Raw genomic sequence first — 14,445 nt, 5'->3', positions numbered from 1 at the left:
GCGGCCGGTGACACCTCAGCCGTACGCACCCGACTGGACGACACAGCGGCCGGTGACACCTCAGCCGTACGCACCCGGCTGGGCGACGCGGGCGGTGACGCCTCGTGACGGTGACCGACCTGCTGATCGACGCCGGCCGGGTCGACCTCGACGGCTTCGACCGGGCGCTCGGCGATCCCGCCGACCCCGCGGCGCCCCTCTCCTTCGCCCGCAGCGCCGAGCTGGACCGCGGTGAGCGGTTCCCCGCCGACATCTGCCGGGAGCTCGACCGGATGGGGCTGCCGCGCCTGTACGTGCCGGCCGAGTTCGGCGGGGCGCTGACCCGCTACGCCGAGCTCCTCGCGGCGCTGCGGGCGGTGGCGCGCCGCGACCTGACGGTCGCGATCGGGCACGGCAAAACGTTTCTCGGGGGCGTCTGCATGTGGCTGGCGGGCCGTCCCGAGCAGGCACGCGAGCTCGGCGCCGACATCATCGCCGGGGCGCCGGTGTCGTGGGGCCTGACCGAGCGCGGCCACGGCAGTGACCTGCTCGCCGGCGAGATGACCGCCACGCCGGAGCCCGGCGGCTTTCGCGTACACGGCGAGAAGTGGCTGATCAACAACGCCACCCGCGCCCCGCTGCTCTGCCTTCTCGTGCGCACCCGCCCGGAGGGCGGGCCGCGCGGCTTCAGCCTGCTGCTGGCCGACAAACGGCGGCTCCCGGCGGACCGTTGGCGGCCGCTGCCCAAGGTGCCCACGCACGGCATCCGGGGCGCCGACATCAGCGGGATCGCGCTGGACGACTGCCCGTTCCCGGCCGACGCGCTGATCGGCGAGCAGGGCGCCGGCCTGGAGATCGTGCTCAAGGCGTTGCAGCTCACCCGGACCGCAGTTACGGCCCTGTCGCTCGGCGCCGCCGACCAGGCGGTGCGGCTGGCCGAGGAGTTCGCCGAGCGACGCGAGCTCTACGGCCGTCGGCTGATCGAGTTGCCGCACGTACGCCGCGTGCTCGGAGAGGCGTACGCGGCGCTCTACGCCGCCGAGATCGTGAGCGTGCTGGCGGCCCGCAGCGTGCACACCCTGCCTCAGGAGATGACCGTCATTTCCGCGGTGGCCAAGTCGTACGTCCCCACCCGCGTCGACGAGTTGATCGCCGCCTGCGGCGAGCTGCTGGGCGCCCGCGCGTTCCTCACCGAGATCCACGAGCACGGGGCGTTCCAGAAGCTGGAACGCGACCACCGGGTGGTCGGCATCTTCGACGGGAGCACCTTCGTCAACCAGCACGTCCTGATCAACCACTTCCCGGTGCTGGCCCGCGGGCATCAGAAGGGCACCGCCGACGAGGAGGCCGTCGGCCGTGCCGCCGACCTGTCGGCCCCGCCGCCCCCGGCCCGGCTCGACCGGCTGAGCCTGCTGGCGCGCGGCGGGTGCAGCCTCACGCAGAGCCTGCACACCGCGAGCGGTGAAGCGCGTGTGCTGGCGTCCGCGGGACAGGCGCCCGCACGCGTGGCCGAGCTCGCCGAGGAGCTCACCGACAGCTGCGACCGGCTCCACCGCGAGCTGGCGCTGAGCCCGCCCGCCTCCCAGGACGTACCGCCGGAGGCCTTCGCGTTGGCGAGCCGCTACGAGCAGTGCTTCGCGGGTGCGGCCGCCCTGAGGGTGTGGCTGCACAACCGCACGCCCGGCGAGGACCCGCTGTGGCTGGAGGCGGTCCTCACCTACGTGCTGCGGTCCGTGCGCCCGCCGGGACGGCCGACCGGCGACGAGGTGTTCGACCGGCTCTTCGACGCCCGTGCGGCCGGTCGTCCCGCCGCTCCTCCGACCTCGGTGGTCACATCGTGATCGACATCGACAACACTGGGTCGCGCGGTGCCCGCGCGGGCATCGCGCGGCCGGACGACGACCCTGAGGCCGCCTCCATCGATGACCCTGAGGCCGCCTCCATCGATGACCCTGCGGCCGCCGCCATCGATGACCCTGCGGCCGCCGCCATCGACAACACTGCGGCCGCCTCCGTCGACGACCTTGAACGCCGGTTCGGCGACCCCTGGGATCCCGGCAATCCGACCGGCCACGCCGCGGTGCTGGCCGCCGACGAGGCGGGCGAGATGCTCGCCGCGGGCGAACGGCTGTTGGACGGCTACCGGTTGAACGCCGAATTCGTCCCGCCCGAGCTGGGCGGGCGGCTGACCCGGCTCGACCACCTCATCGACGTGATGCGGGTGGTCTTCCGGCACGACCCCTGCCTGGGCCTCGGATACGGAGCCGGCAGCCTCATCCCCGCGGTCAACGTCTGGGCCGCGGGCGACGCGCGGCAGCGCCGGAGGATGGCCGAGGTGCTGCTGGCGGGTGGCCGAGCCGTCTCCGGCTACCACGAGCTGGCGCACGGCAACGACTTCGCGCGGGCCGAGTTCTCGGCGCTGCCGGGCGACGACGGGCGGTTACGGCTCAACGGGCGCAAGGAAGTGATCGCCAATGCCCGGCGCGCCGAGGCCATGGTCCTCTTCGCGCGCACGTCGGCCGCTCCGGGCAGCCGGAGCCACTCGCAGCTGTTCGTGGAGAAGGCGGATCTGCCCGCGGGCGCGCCGGTCCACCTGCCGCGCTTCCACAGCGCGGGGATGCGCGGGGTCCAGCTCGGCGGGCTGGAGTTCCGGGACTGCCCGATCCCGGCGGACGCGGTGCTGGGGGCGCCCGGGCTCGGCATGGAGACGGCGCTGCGCTCCTTCCAGGTCACCCGTATCGCGCTGCCGGCGATGACCGCGGGCATCCTGGAGACCGGCCTCGAGGTCGCCGCCCGGTTCGCGGACGAGCGTGTCCTGTACGGGCGGTCGCTGGCCGGGACGCCGCACATCCGGTCGATCCTCGCCGACGCCTTCACCGACCTGCTGATCTGCGACTGCCTGGCCACCGTGACCGCGCGCTCGGTGCATCTGCTCCCCGGCGAGACCAGCCTGTACGCCTCGGCCGCCAAGTACTTCATGGCCACCCTCCTCATGGACGCCATGGACGCGCTGTCGCGGGTGCTGGGCGCTCAGTTCTACCTCCGCGACGGCGGCTACGGGATCTTCCAGAAGCACCTGCGCGACCTGGCGCCGGCGGGCTTCGGCCACACCGCGCGCGTGGCCTGCCTCAGCACGGTGCTGCCGCAGCTCCCCCGGCTGGCCCGCAAGGGGTGGCGGGACGACACCCAGCCGCCCGCCGGAGTGTTCCACCTCGGCGCGGACCTGCCGCCGCTGCCCTTCGAGCGGCTGTCGGTCAGCTCGGGCGGGCGTGACCGCCTCAGCGCCTCGCTCTCGGCGGCCCTCGGCTCCGCTGAACTGGACGGCGAGCTGCGCCGCTTGGCTCTCGTCATCGCGGCCGAGCAGGCCGACGTCCAACGCGAATGCGCCGCACTGACTCCCGGGGACCTCACCGTCGCCGCCCGGCCCGAGGCGCTGCGGCTGGCGGCGCGGTACGCCGCGGTGCTCGCGGCGACCGCCTGCGTGAACATCTGGCTCCACAACCGGGAGCGGCACGACGCGTTCCTCAGCGATCCCCGCTGGGCCGTCGCGGCGCTGGGCCGGATCGCCGAACGGGTGGGCCGCGACCCCGGGCAGCGGCCCCGGCACGTCACCGAACGGCTGTCGGCGGAGGTCCTTTCCCGGCACCGCGACCGCCGCGGGTTCGGCCTGTCGAACCGGCCCCTGCCCGGCCGGCGCCGCCGCCATTGATGCCAAGGAGGCCGCCATTGACGACAAGGAGAACGCAATGAACAGCCCCGAATCGGCCAGGGCCGGCAGCGCCCCGTCGGCTCCGTCGGACACCGATCTGCGGAGTTGGCTGCGCGCACAGGTCGCCCACTACGCCCAACTCGACGCCGCCGACATCGACACCACCGCAGCGCTGACGACCTACGGTCTCGACTCGGTCTACGCGCTGATCCTCTGCGGCGACATCGAGGACCACCTCGGGCTGGTCCTGGAGCCGACCGCGGCCTGGGACCACCCGACGATCGACGCCCTGGCGCGGCACCTGGAGGAGACGCTCGCCCAGGCGTCCCCGTCGGGGGAGATATCGGGGGAGAGCTGATGACGTCGCTGGAGGAGGTGGCGGCCTACCTGCCGTCGGAACGCATACCCATCGAAGAGCTGAGCGACGAACTGGGCCTCAGCGCCGCGGAGATGAAGGTGTACCGGCGCTACCACGGCCTGGCAGAGGTCTGCCGCGAGCCCGGCGGCACGCTCACCGAACTGCTGCTGGCCGCCGCGGGCAAGCTCGACGCACTGCGCGGCAGAGAGGAGCGGGTGCGGTACGTCGTCCAGGCGCGGACCATGCCGGTGGTCGCCCCCCATCCGGTCAACCCCATCCACGAGGTGCGTGACGCGCTCGGGCTCGGGCACGCCACGGCGTTCGCGCTGACCCACCACGCCTGCGCCTCGGGGCTGCTGGCGGTGGACCTGGCCGGCAAGCTGCTGGCGAGCGACGGTGATCCGGACGCGCTGGCGTTGGTCCTCACCGGCGAGAAGACCTTCACCCTGGCCGCACAGGCGGTGCCGGGTACGTCCATCAACGGCGAGGGCGCGGCCGCGGTGCTCGTCGGGACCCACGACGACCGGGACCGGATGCTCAGCTACGCCGCCCGCACCCACGGCCGTTTCTACGACTGCCTGTCGCTCACCCACGAGCTGTCCGTCGAATACCAGCGGATCTACACCGAGGCGCTGGCCGAGGTCATGCTGGCGGCGGTCGGGAAGGCGGGGCTGGGACTGAGCGACCTCGCCATGATCTTCCCGCACAACGTCAGCCGGCTGTCGTGGGCGCGGCTCGCCAAACATCTCGGGCTCCCGCTGGAGCGCTTCTTCCTGGACAACGTGCCGGTCACCGGACACTGCTTCTCCGCGGACCCCTTCATCAACTACCGGACGGCCCTCGATCTCGGCCTGCTGCGCCCGGGGGACCGCTATCTCCTTGCCACGGTCGGTCTCGGCTCGACCTTCTCGGCGATGCTCTTCGAGCACTGAAAGGGGCTGGGGCTAGATGACCGGGAATTTCACCGGCCGCCTGAAGGCGGCCCTGACCGGAACCTCCGAAGCAAAGCTGGTGTTCCTCGGCAACTTCGAGGTCGAGGACCAGTGGGCCCGCGGCGAGCTGGGGCTGCCGAGGCTGACGTTCGGCTCGGGCAACGTCATCGTCAACCGGATGGACGAGTTCGCGCTGCTGCTCGCGGGCAAGGGCGACCACGTCGTACTGAAGGCCGAACCCGACGCCGACTACCTGAGCCATCTGGACGAACTCGGTTTCGACCTGCCGGGGATGCTCGTCGTGGAGCGCCAGGACCCGGGCAGCACCGTCACCCAGGACGCGCTGGAGGACCGGCCTGTGCTGCGCGAGCTGGGCAGGCTCGGTGCCCGCGGTGGCGTCGTCTGCGCGCACGGGGTCAGCGAGCTGGAGGAGCGGCTGGCCGAACGGGCCGGGATCCCGCTGGCCGCCCCGCCTGCGGCGATCTGCAAGGCGGTCAACAGCAAGATCTACAGCCGGCGGCTGGCCACCGAGCTGGGCATCCGGCAGACCCGCGGCTGGACCTGCGCGAGCCTGGCCGAGCTCGACGTGGCGGTCGAGGCCGCCCGCGCACTGCTCGCCGACGGCCGCCGGGTCGTTCTCAAGGACGCCTTCGGCGTCTCGGGCAAGGGCATCGAGGTGGTCGCGGACGAACGCCGCCTGGACCGGCTGCACCGCATGATCCGCAGCCGGGCGCGGCGGGCCGAGGACGACCGGGTCGGCCTGGTGGTGGAGGAGTGGGTGGCCAAGCGCGCCGACCTCAACTACCAGTTCACCGTCGGCCGGGACGGCCGCGTGCACGTCGACTTCGTCAAGGAGGCCCTGACCGAGGGCGGGGTGCACCTGGGCCACCGGATCCCGGCGCGGCTCACCGAGCGGCAGACGGCCGAGCTGACGGAGGTCTCCCGGCTGCTGGGCGGGCGACTGGCCGCCGACGGCTATTTCGGCGTCGTAGGCGTCGACGCGATGGTCGATCCCGACGGTGGCCTCTACCCGATCGTCGAGATCAACGCGCGCCACAACATGTCCACGTACCAGGCATCGATCCACGAGGCCTTCATCGGGTCCGGGAGCACGGCGCTGGTGCGCAGGTACCCCCTGCGGCTCGGCGCGCCGCTGCCGTTCGGGTCGCTCCGCCGCGCCTTGGCGGACCTGCTGTTCGACCCCGCCCGGGGCACCGGGCTGCTGATCAACAACTACGCCACCGTCAACGCGGCCGCGTCGCCCGGAGAACGGGCCCCGGGAGCGGATTTCGACGGGCGTCTCCACGGGGTCGTCGTCGCCGACTCGGCGGACCGGACGGCGGCACTGGACGACGAGGTCGGCCGCAGGCTGACCGCCGTCGCGGAGAGCACCAAGCGCTCCGCCGGAAGTACCGCGATGGGCCGTCAGCCGTCCGCGGCGCCGTCGCGGCCGGTCGTGCCCGCGCGGCGGGAGCCGCATGTCGACACGGCCCCGCGCCCCCTTCAGGGGGCTGCCGAACCGCAGCGGACTTCGCCGGACCCGTTTGGGGAGAGGAACGAGGATGACCGTTGAGTTCGAGGTGCAGGGCGTGTCGGTCTCCGAGCTGGCCCGGCGGTACGGCACTCCGTTGTTCGTCTATGACGGGGCCGCGCTGCGGGACCGGTTCCACGGGCTGCGCGACCGGCTGCACCCGGCCATGGAGATCTTCTACTCGCTCAAGGCCAACCCGAACATCTCGATCTGCGCGCTGCTGCACTCGTTCGGCGCGCGGGCCGAGGTCTCGTCACTGGTGGAACTGACGACCGCACGCCGGGCCGGCGTGCCACCGGAACAGCTGATCTTCCTCGGCCCGGGCAAGAGCCGGCAGGAACTGGCCGCCTGCCTGGACACCGGGATCTACGCCGTCGTCTGCGAGTCCCTTCCCGAGGTGGCCCTGGTGGACGAGCTGGCCCGCGAGCGGGGTGTACGGGCGCCGGTCGCGCTGCGCGTCAATCCGCGCTTCGCGGTCAAGCGCTCCGGGCTGACGATGGGCGGCAAGCCGCGCCAGTTCGGCATCGACGAGGAGGAGTTGTTCGCCCAGACCGACCTGGTGAAGCGGTTCCCCGACGTCGACCTGATGGGGATGCACGTATACATGGGCACCCGGATTCTCGATGAGAACGTCATCGTCGAGAACACCACCCGCATCCTCGACCTGGCCGAGCGGCTGTCGGCCGCGTTGAACACCGAGTTGCGGATGGTCGATGTGGGCGGCGGTCTGGGCGTCGCCTATTTCGACGGCGAGAGAGACCTGGACGCCGAGGTGCTGACCGACGGGCTCAACCCCGTCATCGAGGACTTCACGGCCCGGCACCCCGGCACCAGGTTGATCATGGAGCTGGGCCGCTACCTCACCGCCGAGGCCGGCACCTACGTGATGGGCGTCCGCTACACCAAGACCTCGATGGGGGAACGCTTCGCGGTCGCCGACGGCGGCACCCACCACCACATGGCGGCCGTGGGCATCGGCTCGTTCGTCAAGCGCAACTTCCCGATGGCGGTGCTCAACCGGCTCGACGAGCCGCCGACCGACGAGTGGAACGTCACCGGGCCGCTCTGCACCCCGGGCGACACGATCGGCAGGAAGGTCCCGCTGCCGCCGGTACGGCCCGGCGACCTGATCGGCGTACACCGTTCCGGGGCGTACGGCCCGACCGCCTCGCCGGGGCTGTTCCTCAGCCATGGCTACCCGGCCGAGGTGCTGGTTCACGAGGGGCGGTGCCATCTGGTCCGGGAACGGGACCGTCCCGACGACCTCCTGCTGCGGCAGCGACTCTACGACCCGACCGCGCCCGACGCGGCCGGTGTTTCCCACTGACTCCCAGGAAAGCACGACACACGAGAGGTGAACGATGGAGCACACCACACCGGACGCCGACACAGCCGACACCGCCGACATCGCCGACCTGTACGGCCGGGCCGTCGCCACGATCGCCGGCTCGCTCGCCAAGGCGATGCAGGTCGACGCCGCCACCATCGGTGAGAACAGCCGGTTGTTCGACGAGCTCGGCCTGGACTCCACGACCGTGCTCGGGCTGCTGATGACGATCGAGGAGGAGCTCGGGATGGAGTTCGACACCGACGATCTCGAGCAGCACCACTTCGAGACCGTGGGGACGCTGGCCGCGCTCGTCCGGGATCAGGCCGGCGAGCAGGCCGACGAGCAGGCCGGGGCCTGACCGCCGATGTACCTCACCACGTCTCCCGGCTCGGTCGGCACGTCTCCCGGTTCGGTCGGCGCGCCGCCGCCTGCCCGGCGGGTGCCGCTGCGGCTGTCGCGGCTGGTCAGCCGGACCTTCTCCGGTGGCAGGCCCTTCCTGCCCGATCCGCTGGAGCCGAGCCTGGGCCGGCTGCAGGCCGACCTCGTGCGCCCGTACTCGGTTCAGTTCCGCCCGGAGCTTCTGGAGCGGGGCGAGCGCAACACCTTCATCGAGATGACCCAGGAACTGCTCGCCGACCTGCCCCCGTTGGAGGAGCCCCTGGATCTGGTGCTCGTGGCCCACACTGCGCCGGACGCCGATCCGCGCCGCTCCACGTCCTGTCATCTGGCCGATGTGCTGCCCGGCGACCCGCTGGCCTTCAACCTCTCGGACCAGGGGACCGCCGCCGGGTTCACGGCCCTGCGTCTGGTCTCGGAGTACGCCGCCGCCGACGCCTTCCGGCACGCCCTGGTCGTCCTGCTCGATCAGCGGACCTTCCTGTACGACACCGCGGGGGCGCGTGACGTGCCGCGGCAGGACTGCGCGGTGGCGCTGCTCTTCGGCCCTGAGGGCCGCGCGGGCGAACCGGTGACGCGGCAACTCGCCGGCGTCGCGCCGGACGAGGTCGGCCCGACGCTCGACGCGATGCTGAACGAGCCGGACGGCGGCGGTGCCGGCCGGCCCGTCACGCTCATCACCGGCCAGGGCCTCGACGCCGAACGGTTCGGGCCGGGAATCGACGTGCGTCCCGCGCCGCCGGGCCGTCCGTGCACCGGCCCCTGGTCGGCCCTGGCCGACGTGCTCCCCGAGTTCGCGGGTGCCGGGCCCAGCAGCGACGGGCCCCGCCGCCTGGTCGTAGCCGAATACGACAGCACGCTGCGTTACCTGTGTGTGAGCACACTGGATGTCGAGGAGGGGACATGACCGGCCGCACGGCCGCCGCCGACGAATGGATCCGGTACCGGCGGGCCGCCCGCCACGACGGCCTCGTCTCGGCGCTGGGCCTGCTGTGCGAGACCGTCTGCGACGGCACGCCGCCCCGCGGCCCGGGCGGGCACGTGGTGGCGCCCGCCGGCGTCGCCGGTGCCGACACCGGGGACGTCGTGACGACCATGCCGGTGGAGGACGGCACCATCGTCGCGTTGCGGAGCCGAGCCGAACCACCAGGCGTGTCCGGGTCCAGGGCTCCGTGGGCGGCATGGGCGCTGGGCGTGACCTGTCTGCGCTTCGGCCTCTCGGAGCGGCTGCTCGACGCCGTGCTCGCCCATCTCGGCGGCCGCAGCGTCGGTGACGCGAAGCTGCTCCACCAGCAGATGGTCAAGGGCGGCGTCGCGGAGGCGGTGATCGAGCAGTTGGAGATCGAGACCATGCTGGCCGGCGCCGTGCCGGGCGACCTCGACGACGGCGTCCTGGCCGGCCTGAACGCGCAGATCACCGAGACCGACCGGATGCTGCTGCGGCTGCTCGGCGCCGTGAGCTTCCTGGCGGACGGGCCGGGCCAGGTCGCCCGGGTGTCCGAGCTGATCGCCGACGTCTACTTCGGCCCGGCCCGCGCCGGGGAGCACGAGGGAGCCGCATGATCGAGCTGGACGACAGGGCACTGGCGATCCAGCGCCAGGCCCGCGCGTGGGCGCAGGAGCTCAAGCCCCTCGCCCTGGAACTCGACCAGGATCCGGACGCGATCCACCGCCATCTGGACGTGGCGATCGTCTCGTACCTGACCAGGATGCTGGTGCCGCCCGAGTTCAATCCCGACCCGGTGGTCATCGACGGGCATCGCTTCTACGGCACCGGGACCCTGGAGCGGGTCGTCTTCGCCGAGGAGGCGGCGGTCGGCGACGCCGGCATGCTGCTGGCGTCGCCGGGGCCGATGATGTCGGGCGTGCTGGTCGATGTCCTGGGCGACGAGCAGCAGAAGAAGTGGTTCTACAGCCGGATCATGGAGAAGCCCACGTGGACCTTCTTCGCGCTGACCGAGCCGGACCGCGGCTCGGACGCGGGGGCGATGAACACCACGCTCACCCCGGACGGCGACCACCACTTCGTGCTCCGGGGGGCCAAGCGCTACATCGGCAACGCGGCCCGCGCCGACCTGGGCATCGTCTTCGCCCGCACCCGTCCAGGGCCGCTCGGCGTGACCGCGGTCCTCACCGAGACCTCGGCCGCCGGGTTCACCGCCGAGCCCCTGGAGACCATCGGGCTGCGCGGCCTGCGCATCACCGCCGTCACCCTCGACGACGTGCGCGTGCCTGCCGGCCAGGTGCTCGGCAGGCATCTGCGGGCCACCCAGCGGGGCATGTGGAGCGCGGTGCAGGGGCTGAACCGCCTCCGCCCCGGCGTCGCCGCGTTCGGCCTGGGCATCGCGCGGGCCGCGTACGAGTACGTCCTGGACAACCGGCGCACCCTGAGCGCGGCCGAACGTCACCGGCTCGACCGTCTCGGCCTCCGCCTGACGGAGCTCCGGCAGCTCATCTGGCGGTCGGCGATCGCCGTGGACGACAACGAGCCGGCGGCCGGCTCCCTGGCGTCGGCGGCGAAGGCACGCGCGTCGCGCCTCGCCGAGGAGGCGACGCTCGAAGCGCTCGGCTGCTTCGGCCCCGGCGCTCGGCTGGAGCATCCCCTGCTGGACAAGCTCGCCCGGGACGCCCGTGGCGTGGAGTTCATGGAGGGGACCGGCAACATCCAGAAGCTCAACCTGTTCACCGGCCTGGTCCAGGGAGGTCTCCGCCGTGATTGACGCCGGCCTCGTGCCGGCGGGACCGGGGCCGGCAGGGTGATCGTCATCGACCGGCAGCGGGGCGCCGGGCGCCACCTGAGCGCTCCCCTGGAAGTGGCGCGATGTGCCGTCGATCGTCTGCGGCACCATCGTGGCTGGTCGCGCCGTTCCCCGCGCCCCTTCGGGGCCCTGCCGAACCGCAGCGGACTTGATCCGACCTGCTTGGAGACGGCCGCGGCGTTGCACGCCGTCCTCGCGGTGGCAAGCCGGCTGGGCCGGGGCCTCGTAGGACTGCTGATGGCGGGCACATGAGAAGGACCGGGACAGACGGCGGCTCTGCCATGGACGAGCCCAGGGTGGACGTCTGGACGGTGCCGCTGGACGGGCCGCCGGCCACGGTGGCGGCGCTGTCCCGGATTCTGTCGGAGCGTGAGGCCGAGCGCGGCGGACGCTGTCGTTTCGAGACCGACCGCAGGCGTTTCATCATCGCGCATGGAGCACTGCGGCTGATTCTGGCCGGCTATCTCGATGTTCCTCCCGAGGAACTGCGCCTACAGCGGGGACGTCATGGCAAACCACGCCTCGCGGGCAGCTCCGATCTGCGGTTCAGCCTTTCCCATTCCGGCGAGCTCGGTCTGGTGGCGGTGACCCGGCACGACGAGGTCGGGGTCGATGTGGATCGGCTGCGGCCGGGCCTGCCGGTCGAGCCGTTCGCCGAGCGCTTCTTCCCCGCGTCCGACGCCCGTTTCGTGACTTCGGCCGCCGGACCCGCGGAACGCGCCGAACGTTTCCTGCGGCTGTGGACCCGCAAGGAGGCCGTGGTCAAGGCCGCCGGCGCGCGCCTCACCCAGGGCCTGGGCCTGACGGTGTTCACCGACGACGGCGTCGTCCGCGATCCGTCCGGGCAGATCCGGGGCGCCTGGTCGGTGCGCGATGTACCGGTGCCGGAGGGCTGTCTGGCGGCGCTGGCCGTCGCGGGGTCGGCGGCCCCCAGGATCTCGGTCAGGCAAGCCCATCTGGGGAGCGCGTAAGTGCGACCACTCTGGACCGCATCGCCGGCATCGCCGCCATTGACGCCCTGTGCAAGCAGCCGCTGGTGCGCGCTCCACGGCGAACGGCGGGCGGGAGTACGTCTGTGAAAGCGAGGGCTGCGGCAAGGTACGGATCTCCGCCGAGCCGCTGGACGAGTACATCGGCGAACGGGTCGACGCCCGCCCGGCAAGCCCGGCGCAGCGGGCCCGGCACCTGGCTCTCGCCAGTCCCTCGGCCTCCTGGATCCCGCACTACGGGCCGTGCCGGACAGAATGCCGACATGACAGCGAACGAAGCGTATGGGGCCGTGACCGAGGCGGCATGGCAGAAGCACCTCACCTCGGGCCGCGTGAACCCGGAACTGGTCGCGGCAGCGTACGCCGAGCCGCCCCTCCGCCAGCTGTTCCCCTGGGTCGGCATGTGGGAGCTGCACTTCAGCCGGTGCACCGAAGGCCGCTGGACGTGGGACATCCCCTATATCCAGCCACTCGAGCACGGTCTTCGTGCGCCGTTCCTGGTGGCAGGCCCTTCACGGTCGGAAGTGGTCGGGCCGGCCCAGACGGTGGAGGAGGCGGTCGCCATGGTCGTCGAACGGCTCCCACCGGGCTGCGGGCCCGCCTTCGTCGGCACGCCGGCGGAACTGGAGGAGAGGGAGAAGAAGGGCCGTACGACGTAGGGAGAACCGCAGCGGCCGCGACACCGCCTCCGAGGCGGGCCGATGAGCACGGGCCCGCCCCTGAACAGGGAAAGCCCAGCTCACCAAGATCCCCGGTAAGACCCGGGCATGCCGGGCGGGCTGCTCGCCCTGTGGATGTGGCCGACCCGCCCGGGACTCAGAGGTCGGGGACTCCCGTCAGGGAGGCCATCTGGCTGATCATCGTCGGACTCGCGACGCCGGAGTAGGCGCGCACCTCGTCCACGGTGCCCTTGAAGTACTCACCGTGGATCGCCGAGCGGCCCACCTGAAGACCGCCCGAGGCCGTCCACGAGGTCGTGTCCACGTCGGTCGACGTGTTGGCCAGTTGCCCGTTCACATAGAAGCGAAGCTCATGAGCAGGGGCGTCGAAGACGACGGCCAAGTGGTCGCCCACGCCGTAGGGATCGTCATCGGGCAGAGCCTGCTCCTCGGTGATGACCACGTGCGGAGCATTCGCCTTGTCCTTGGTGGACACCACAACTTCCCACTTGCCGCTCGCCGCCTGGTACCGGATCACGATGCGGTCGGCGTCGGAGCCCGGGAGTGACAGGACGGTCTGAGTCCTGTCGTCGGCTGCGGCCAAGCGAGCGCGGGCGGCGAGAGTGAAGCTCCCGTCCCCGCCGACCGGTGCCGCGGATGTCGCCGCCCAGTCACCGTCGCCGTCGAGCCTCAGATCGCCCTGGTCAACCAGTGCGGGATCTCCGAAGACGTCCTCGTTGCGGTAGATCCACGCATCGCCGTTCAACGTCAGCGGCAGGCCCTCGGGCTCCACGTTGGGAGCGATTCCGCCTGGCGCCTCCTCCAAGGGCCAGTAGCCCTCCCGGCTCAGCGACGTCTCCTCAGCCCGGGTTCCGTGCCCCTGGCCGACCGCGTGGGCGGCACCAGGGAGCGCACCGAGTGTGAACACGAGCGCGACGGCGCCTGACGCCACCAACGTGGCGCGGTATCTGTCGTACATGACCCCCCTTTGAAGAACCTGGTCAAAATACGCGAGTGATCTTCCAGCCTCGCTCCTTCAAGCGCAAGGAGTTTCGACCGTGCAGATCACGTATCGGCCGATCAGATGCTGGACAGCGTCGTCGCCAGCGACTGGAACCAGGCGCCGTGGGAGAACGGCTCGGGTGGGCCGACCTCCATGCCGAGTTCGGCGGCTGCCAGGGCGTAGTCCCCCTCGTCCAGGGAGAGGGCGAGCAGCTCGTGGAGTTCGCCCACGAGGCGTGCGACCAGTTGGGGGTCGGTGGTGGCGTAGTCGGTGACGGCGGCGTCGTGGTCGGGGAACTCGTCGGCGATGTCCTGCGAGAACCAACCGCCGAGCAGTTGCGCGGTTTCCGGGAAGCGCGCGTGCCACTCCCAGTGGGTCTGCGGGGACGACGGTTCCGGTACGTCACCTTCCTCGATGCTCTTCTTCAGGTGGTCGGCCAGCACCATCAGCCAGTCGCCGATCTCGGGTTGGGGCATCCCGGTGTCCGGGATCGCGTAGAACTCGCCCAGCCCGTGCCGGATGCGGCCGGGAGGATTGCGGCTGTACTCGCGCAGCTGGCGCTCCGCCTCCGCGATGGCCCAGGGACGGGTGTGCCAGGTGTGACGGAGGTACGCGTCCAGCGCGCGGCTGCGCCGCTCCGGGGTGTCGTCGGCCGGCTGCCCCAGGTAGGCGCGCATCACCTGGTCCAACTCGCCGTACCGGCGGTCGTGTTCGAGGGGCTTCGATCGGGTAGGAGGGCCGGTTTGCCCGACCCTCCCCCCACACCACCGGACATGCGGGCCTCGCATCCGGCGGTTCGT

14 protein-coding genes are annotated in these 14,445 nt (G+C 71.9%); 12 read left to right on the top strand and 2 right to left on the bottom strand.

Annotated elements, in window-relative coordinates; genetic code table 11:
• Window positions 1-104: 104 nt before the first annotated feature.
• The 12 genes from AC5P09_RS23670 to AC5P09_RS23615 all read left to right on the top strand — a co-directional run bounded on the left by AC5P09_RS23670 (window position 105) and on the right by AC5P09_RS23615 (window position 12,642).
• Entirely contained in the window at window positions 105-1,820 is a 1,716-nt protein-coding gene (locus AC5P09_RS23670; protein WP_493875794.1) for an acyl-CoA dehydrogenase family protein, read from the top strand.
• Window positions 1,817-3,688, top strand: a complete 1,872-nt coding sequence (locus AC5P09_RS23665) for an acyl-CoA dehydrogenase family protein (RefSeq protein ID WP_493875793.1) — start codon at window positions 1,817-1,819, stop codon at window positions 3,686-3,688. The genes AC5P09_RS23670 and AC5P09_RS23665 overlap by 4 nt, the downstream gene beginning before the upstream one ends.
• Window positions 3,689-3,725: 37 nt before the next feature.
• Entirely contained in the window at window positions 3,726-4,046 is a 321-nt protein-coding gene (locus AC5P09_RS23660; RefSeq protein ID WP_493875792.1) for an acyl carrier protein, read from the top strand.
• The gene (locus AC5P09_RS23655) at window positions 4,046-4,978 is read left to right on the top strand and encodes a 3-oxoacyl-[acyl-carrier-protein] synthase III C-terminal domain-containing protein (protein ID WP_493875791.1); all 933 of its coding nucleotides are present in this window, start codon (window positions 4,046-4,048) and stop codon (window positions 4,976-4,978) included. The genes AC5P09_RS23660 and AC5P09_RS23655 overlap by 1 nt, the downstream gene beginning before the upstream one ends.
• A gap of 16 nt (window positions 4,979-4,994) precedes the next feature.
• Window positions 4,995-6,551 (top strand): preATP grasp domain-containing protein, encoded by a 1,557-nt coding sequence (locus AC5P09_RS23650; protein WP_493875790.1) that lies wholly within the window; start codon window positions 4,995-4,997, stop codon window positions 6,549-6,551.
• Window positions 6,541-7,836 (top strand): type III PLP-dependent enzyme, encoded by a 1,296-nt coding sequence (locus AC5P09_RS23645; protein WP_493875789.1) that lies wholly within the window; start codon window positions 6,541-6,543, stop codon window positions 7,834-7,836. Before AC5P09_RS23650 ends, AC5P09_RS23645 begins: the two co-directional genes overlap by 11 nt.
• A 34-nt stretch (window positions 7,837-7,870) precedes the next feature.
• The gene (locus AC5P09_RS23640) at window positions 7,871-8,197 is read left to right on the top strand and encodes an acyl carrier protein (protein WP_493875788.1); all 327 of its coding nucleotides are present in this window, start codon (window positions 7,871-7,873) and stop codon (window positions 8,195-8,197) included.
• A 6-nt stretch (window positions 8,198-8,203) separates the two neighbouring features.
• Window positions 8,204-9,142, top strand: a complete 939-nt coding sequence (locus tag AC5P09_RS23635; RefSeq protein ID WP_493875787.1) for a beta-ketoacyl-[acyl-carrier-protein] synthase family protein — start codon at window positions 8,204-8,206, stop codon at window positions 9,140-9,142.
• Window positions 9,139-9,798 carry a hypothetical protein gene (locus AC5P09_RS23630; RefSeq protein WP_493875786.1) on the top strand — a complete coding sequence of 220 codons (660 nt, stop codon included), beginning with the start codon at window positions 9,139-9,141 and terminating at the stop codon, window positions 9,796-9,798. Before AC5P09_RS23635 ends, AC5P09_RS23630 begins: the two co-directional genes overlap by 4 nt.
• Window positions 9,795-10,955, top strand: coding sequence for an acyl-CoA dehydrogenase family protein (locus AC5P09_RS23625; protein WP_493875785.1), 1,161 nt, complete (start codon window positions 9,795-9,797; stop codon window positions 10,953-10,955). Before AC5P09_RS23630 ends, AC5P09_RS23625 begins: the two co-directional genes overlap by 4 nt.
• 335 nt (window positions 10,956-11,290) lie before the next feature.
• Window positions 11,291-11,965 carry a 4'-phosphopantetheinyl transferase family protein gene (locus tag AC5P09_RS23620; protein WP_493875784.1) on the top strand — a complete coding sequence of 225 codons (675 nt, stop codon included), beginning with the start codon at window positions 11,291-11,293 and terminating at the stop codon, window positions 11,963-11,965.
• Window positions 11,966-12,246: 281 nt separating this feature from the next.
• Window positions 12,247-12,642, top strand: a complete 396-nt coding sequence (locus AC5P09_RS23615; RefSeq protein WP_493875783.1) for a DUF6193 family natural product biosynthesis protein — start codon at window positions 12,247-12,249, stop codon at window positions 12,640-12,642.
• A 157-nt stretch (window positions 12,643-12,799) separates the two neighbouring features.
• Here the strand turns inward: AC5P09_RS23615 and AC5P09_RS23610 are convergent, their stop codons facing one another.
• Together AC5P09_RS23610 and AC5P09_RS23605 are read right to left on the bottom strand one after the other, a co-directional pair.
• Window positions 12,800-13,621, bottom strand: coding sequence for a LamG-like jellyroll fold domain-containing protein (locus AC5P09_RS23610; RefSeq protein WP_493875782.1), 822 nt, complete (start codon window positions 13,619-13,621; stop codon window positions 12,800-12,802).
• 101 nt (window positions 13,622-13,722) lie between these two features.
• The gene (locus tag AC5P09_RS23605) at window positions 13,723-14,322 is read right to left on the bottom strand and encodes a contact-dependent growth inhibition system immunity protein (RefSeq protein WP_493875781.1); all 600 of its coding nucleotides are present in this window, start codon (window positions 14,320-14,322) and stop codon (window positions 13,723-13,725) included.
• Window positions 14,323-14,445: the final 123 nt, after the last annotated feature.

This window comes from Streptomyces sp. a15 (assembly GCF_059026085.1).
The sequence above is the reverse complement of the archived record's forward strand: the minus strand, read 5'-3'. Positions and strand labels throughout refer to the sequence as shown.

What these genes read in the sequence shown, in the direction of transcription:
- AC5P09_RS23630 (WP_493875786.1), top strand. Translation starts at nt 9,139, where the DNA reads ATGACCGGCCGCACGGCCGCCGCCGACGAATGGATCCGGTACCGGCGG.
- AC5P09_RS23615 (WP_493875783.1), top strand. Translation starts at nt 12,247, where the DNA reads ATGACAGCGAACGAAGCGTATGGGGCCGTGACCGAGGCGGCATGGCAG.
- AC5P09_RS23660 (WP_493875792.1), top strand. Translation starts at nt 3,726, where the DNA reads ATGAACAGCCCCGAATCGGCCAGGGCCGGCAGCGCCCCGTCGGCTCCG.
- AC5P09_RS23650 (WP_493875790.1), top strand. Translation starts at nt 4,995, where the DNA reads ATGACCGGGAATTTCACCGGCCGCCTGAAGGCGGCCCTGACCGGAACC.
- AC5P09_RS23610 (WP_493875782.1), bottom strand. Translation starts at nt 13,621, where the DNA reads ATGTACGACAGATACCGCGCCACGTTGGTGGCGTCAGGCGCCGTCGCG.
- AC5P09_RS23605 (WP_493875781.1), bottom strand. Translation starts at nt 14,322, where the DNA reads ATGCGCGCCTACCTGGGGCAGCCGGCCGACGACACCCCGGAGCGGCGC.
- AC5P09_RS23640 (WP_493875788.1), top strand. Translation starts at nt 7,871, where the DNA reads ATGGAGCACACCACACCGGACGCCGACACAGCCGACACCGCCGACATC.
- AC5P09_RS23655 (WP_493875791.1), top strand. Translation starts at nt 4,046, where the DNA reads ATGACGTCGCTGGAGGAGGTGGCGGCCTACCTGCCGTCGGAACGCATA.
- AC5P09_RS23635 (WP_493875787.1), top strand. Translation starts at nt 8,204, where the DNA reads ATGTACCTCACCACGTCTCCCGGCTCGGTCGGCACGTCTCCCGGTTCG.
- AC5P09_RS23645 (WP_493875789.1), top strand. Translation starts at nt 6,541, where the DNA reads ATGACCGTTGAGTTCGAGGTGCAGGGCGTGTCGGTCTCCGAGCTGGCC.
- AC5P09_RS23625 (WP_493875785.1), top strand. Translation starts at nt 9,795, where the DNA reads ATGATCGAGCTGGACGACAGGGCACTGGCGATCCAGCGCCAGGCCCGC.